Here is a 4,053-nt window from a genome sequence, read left to right as displayed (position 1 = left end):
AATCCGTCCCGTTTGAAGAACTGGCATCCGTTCCTACCCCAAACTCGTTTATCAACTGGCAACGCGACAGAACCCCTGCGCGCGCTGCAAGGCCGCACCGGCGGCCACCAATCGGGTCACGGGGTCGTCCACGCCGCGCAGGGCGGCGGCCGGGTCCGTGGCGGCCAGCGCCGCGCGGTGGGCGGGCGGCAAGCGCTCGGCGTCACCCGGCTGCAGGCGGTTGGCCAGGTAACGCGCGTAGGCCGCGTCCTCGGGCGTGGCGTCGGTGGCCAGGGCGTCGAAGCCCGCGCAGGGTTCGAACACCAGCGTGGCCACGCGCAGCGCGCAGCGGTGCAGTTCGGCGCGCGCGATCAGGTCGAGCTGGCCCGTGCGCGCCACGGCCGCGCGGGCGCGGGTGAACTCCGCGCTGTGGACCGCGTCGCGGCCTTCCAGCCAGGCGATGGCCGATGCGTCCAGTGAGCTGCGCGCGCTCATCTGCCAGGCGGGCGTGGGCGGGCCGCTGGAGCAGGCCGACAGCGCGAGGACAAAAAGGCAGACGGCGAGACGGGCGCTCATGGCAGCTTGATCTCCGTGTCGCGCGCGAACGGCCACTTGCGGTTGATCTCGTCGATGAGGCCATCGATCTTGCGCAGGCTGCTTTCCACGTCGGCGCGCAGCGGGCCCAGGTCGGTGGTGGCCTCGCGCGCGTTGCGGGCCGCGCCCTGCGCTTCCACCAGCACGGCGTCGAGCTTTTGCAGGCTGCCCCGCGCCTGCTCCAGCAGGCCGTTCATCTGCACCACGGTGGCGCGCACGTCGCCCACCACACTGCCCTCGCCCGGCTTGGCGCCCTGGCCGAAGACCTGGCGGTCGGCGTTGGCCACCAGGCTGTCCAGGCGCGCGGCCAGGCCGTCGGCGCGCGCGATGAGCGCGTTGCTGCGCTCGATGGCCTGGCTGAGTTGTTTCGCGTCGGCCTCGTTGCCCACCAACAACCCCAGCGCGCCTTGCGGGCCGTTGAGTTTTTCGGTGGTGGTGCGCAAGTTGGCCAGGGTCGTCTGCAGGGCCGCGTCCTCGCGGGTGATGGCATTGAGGTTGTCCAGCAGCGAACGCGCCGCCGCCGTGAGCTGCGGGATCTCGGCCGCCACGTCGCCGCGCAGCACGGTGCGCTCGGCGCCGTCGGGCAGGGGCGGGTCGTCCAGCACGCCACTGAAGGCGCGGATGCGCGTGCCACCCACCAGGCTGCGCTCCATGGTGAAAACGCTGGACGTGCGCAGCCATTTGGCGTCGCTGTCGCGCACGTCGATGAGGATGCGCGCGTTGCCGTCGGCGCCCAGCTCCACCCGCGCCACCCGGCCGATGGGAAAACCCGCGAAGGTCATGTCCATGCCCACGTTCACGCCCTCGGCGTCGTCGGCGATGAGCACCAGGCGTTGCGTGGGCTCGAACACGCCGCGCGCGAACATCACGAACACCACCGACCCGACCACCAGCATCAGCGTCAGCGCCATCAGCAGCGCGGCCTTGAACTCCAGGCCGCTCACGGGCGGCGGCTCGGGCACCAGCGGGGGGTCGCGTTCGCGATCGGGCGTTGGGTCTCTGTCGCTCATGTGCGTCTAGTAGTAGTTGCCCACCAGGGCGGCCATCTCGACCATCAGCAGCACCGAGAACAGCCGTGCGAACTCGACCATGTCGCTGCGCGGCACGTAGCGGCCGTGCTCGTCGGGTTCGGCGGCGCCCGCCAGCGGCACCGTGGCCACAGCCAGGCTGAAGAACAGGGTCTTGAGCAGGAAGATCAGCGAGACCACGGAGTTGAACACACGCCCCACGTCGTAGGTATAGGACGGCACCGCCCAGGGCGACAGGCCATGCACCACCAGGTAGGTGATGACCAGGGCCACCACGCCCGCCAGCGCCGCCAGCAGCACCACCGCGTGCATGCTGGCCATGGCACGCGGCAACAGCGTGCCGGCCAGGCCGGCGATGCCGGGGATGTGCCCGCCCGCCCGCTGGCGCACGTCGAGCTGATGGCGCAGCTGCTCGGCCCCCGGCATGGCGTGTCGCAGGGCCACGAACAGGGCCGCGAAGAGCGGGATCAGCTCCAGCACCAGGGTGCGCACCAGCACCTCCAGCGCGTATTGCGACAGGCCATAGCTGCTGGCCGTGGCCGTGACGATGCGGATGATGACCAGGCTGATGAGCGCCGACAGCACCGTGAACCAGGGCAGCAGCGGCAGCACCGCGGCCACCTGGTGCGACAGCACGGTGCGCGCCCGCCCGCCCGTGTAGCTGCGCGGCGACAGCATCAGCACGGTGATCTGCGCGCCCATCTGCAGCGTGTGCCACCAGGCCACCACTTGGGCGCGGCGCCGCCGTGCCTGGCGCTTCAGGCCATGGTTCATGTCGGGGGTGATGCCACGCATGCGGCGCATGATAGGGCACCATATCCGCCTGGAGACCTTACCTGGAGACATTCGAATGACCACCCCCATCGCACCCGTGGTGCGCCGCCAGACCATCGCCGACGCACTGCACCGAACCGCCCTGCGCCTGCCCGACAAGCTCGCCATCGCCTGCGGCGACACCCGCTGGACCTACGCCGATTTCAACGCCCTCGTCTCGCGCCTGGCCGCCGGCCTGGCCCACCTGGGCGTGGAAGAAGGCGACCGCGTGGCCGTGCTGGCGCGCAACTCGCACGGCTTCGCGGCGTTGCGCTTCGCCATCGCGCGCCGGGGCGCGGTGCTGGTGCCCATCAACTTCATGCTCAAGGCCGACGAGGTGGCCTACATCCTTCGCCACGCCGGCGCCAAGACCCTGGCCACCGACAGCGGCCTGGCCGAACTGGCCCGCACCGCCGCCGCGCAAGAGACGGCCGTTGAACGCTTCATCTGGCTGCCCAGCGAAGACCCCACCGAGCCCGACGCGTCCATGCACCGCTTCGACCACCTGGCCGCCTGCGCCGAGCCGCTGCCCGAGGTGACGCTGCAGAGCACCGACCTGGCGCAGATCGTCTACACCAGCGGCACCGAGTCCAGCCCCAAGGGCGCCATGCTCACGCACGACGCGGTGCTGTGGCAGTACGTGAGCTGCGTCATCAACGCCGAGATCGCCGAGGCCGACGTGGCCCTGCACGCGCTGCCGCTGTACCACTGCGCCCAGCTCGACGTGTTCTTCGGCCCGGCCATCTACATGGGCAGCACCAACGTCATCACCGGCAAGCCCGTGCCGGACCACCTGCTCAACCTGCTGGAGAAACACCGCATCACCAGCTTCTTCGCGCCACCCACGGTGTGGATCGCGCTGCTGCGTTCGCCCGCCTTCGACGCCGCGCGGCTGAAGGCCCTGGCCAAGGGCTACTACGGCGCGTCCATCATGCCGGTGGAGGTGCTGAAGGAACTGGCCTCGCGCCTGCCGGCGGTGCGGCTGTGGAACCTGTACGGCCAGACGGAGATTGCGCCGCTGGCCACCATGCTCGGCCCCGACGACCAGTTGCGCAAACCCGGCTCCTGCGGCAAGGCCGTGCTCAACGTGGAGACCCGCGTCGTCAACGACCTGATGGAGGACGTGATGCCCGGCGAGGTGGGCGAGGTGGTGCACCGCTCGCCGCACCTGATGCTGGGCTACTTCAACGACCCCGAGAAGACCGAGGCCGCGTTCAGTGGCGACTGGTTCCACAGCGGCGACCTGGCCGTCATCGACGACGAGGGCTACATCACCATCGTCGACCGCAAGAAGGACATGATCAAGACCGGCGGCGAGAACGTGGCCAGCCGCGAGGTCGAGGAAATGATCTACCGCCTGGGCGCCGTGAGCGAGGTGGCGGTGATCGGCCTGGCCGACCCGAAGTGGGTGGAGGCGGTGACGGCGGTGGTCGTGGTGAAGGCCGGCCAGTCGCTCACCGAGGACGAGGTCATCGCCCACTGCAACGCGAACATGGCGGGCTTCAAGGCGCCGAAGCGCGTGGTGTTCACCGACGCGCTGCCGAAGAACCCCAGCGGAAAACGGTTCTGTCGCGTTGCCAGTTGATAAACGAGTTTGGGGTAGGAACGGATGCCAGTTCTTCAAACGGGACGGATTTGT

General features: G+C 69.7%; 4 protein-coding genes. 1 reads left to right on the top strand and 3 read right to left on the bottom strand.

All coding sequences use genetic code 11. From position 1 onward, the window contains the following. Nucleotides 1-51: 51 nt before the first annotated feature. The 3 genes from BN948_RS25200 to BN948_RS25190 are packed head-to-tail and all read right to left on the bottom strand — an operon-like array spanning nt 52 to nt 2,405. On the bottom strand, nt 52-555 hold the full coding sequence (locus BN948_RS25200; protein ID WP_238327268.1) for a hypothetical protein: 504 nt from the start codon (nt 553-555) through the stop codon (nt 52-54). Then, on the bottom strand, nt 552-1,583 hold the full coding sequence (locus BN948_RS25195) for an MlaD family protein (protein ID WP_009515344.1): 1,032 nt from the start codon (nt 1,581-1,583) through the stop codon (nt 552-554). Before BN948_RS25195 ends, BN948_RS25200 begins: the two co-directional genes overlap by 4 nt. Before the next feature lie 6 nt (nt 1,584-1,589). Then, entirely contained in the window at nt 1,590-2,405 is an 816-nt protein-coding gene (locus BN948_RS25190) for an MlaE family ABC transporter permease (RefSeq protein WP_009515343.1), read from the bottom strand. Between the two features lie 46 nt (nt 2,406-2,451). On the opposite strand from BN948_RS25190, the gene BN948_RS25185 reads away from it, so the two are divergent. Continuing rightward, on the top strand, nt 2,452-3,999 hold the full coding sequence (locus BN948_RS25185) for a fatty acyl-CoA synthetase (protein WP_035624794.1): 1,548 nt from the start codon (nt 2,452-2,454) through the stop codon (nt 3,997-3,999). The last annotated feature ends 54 nt before the right edge of the window (nt 4,000-4,053 follow it).

The sequence above is a fragment of the Hydrogenophaga intermedia genome (assembly GCF_000723405.1).
Classification (GTDB): Bacteria; Pseudomonadota; Gammaproteobacteria; order Burkholderiales; family Burkholderiaceae_C; genus Hydrogenophaga; species Hydrogenophaga intermedia.
This window is presented reverse-complemented; position numbering and strand designations above follow the sequence as displayed.

Bases quoted from the DNA above. Each gene is read 5' to 3' on its own strand.
- BN948_RS25200 (WP_238327268.1), bottom strand. From the start codon at position 555: ATGAGCGCCCGTCTCGCCGTCTGCCTTTTTGTCCTCGCGCTGTCGGCC.
- BN948_RS25195 (WP_009515344.1), bottom strand. From the start codon at position 1,583: ATGAGCGACAGAGACCCAACGCCCGATCGCGAACGCGACCCCCCGCTG.
- BN948_RS25190 (WP_009515343.1), bottom strand. From the start codon at position 2,405: ATGCGCCGCATGCGTGGCATCACCCCCGACATGAACCATGGCCTGAAG.
- BN948_RS25185 (WP_035624794.1), top strand. From the start codon at position 2,452: ATGACCACCCCCATCGCACCCGTGGTGCGCCGCCAGACCATCGCCGAC.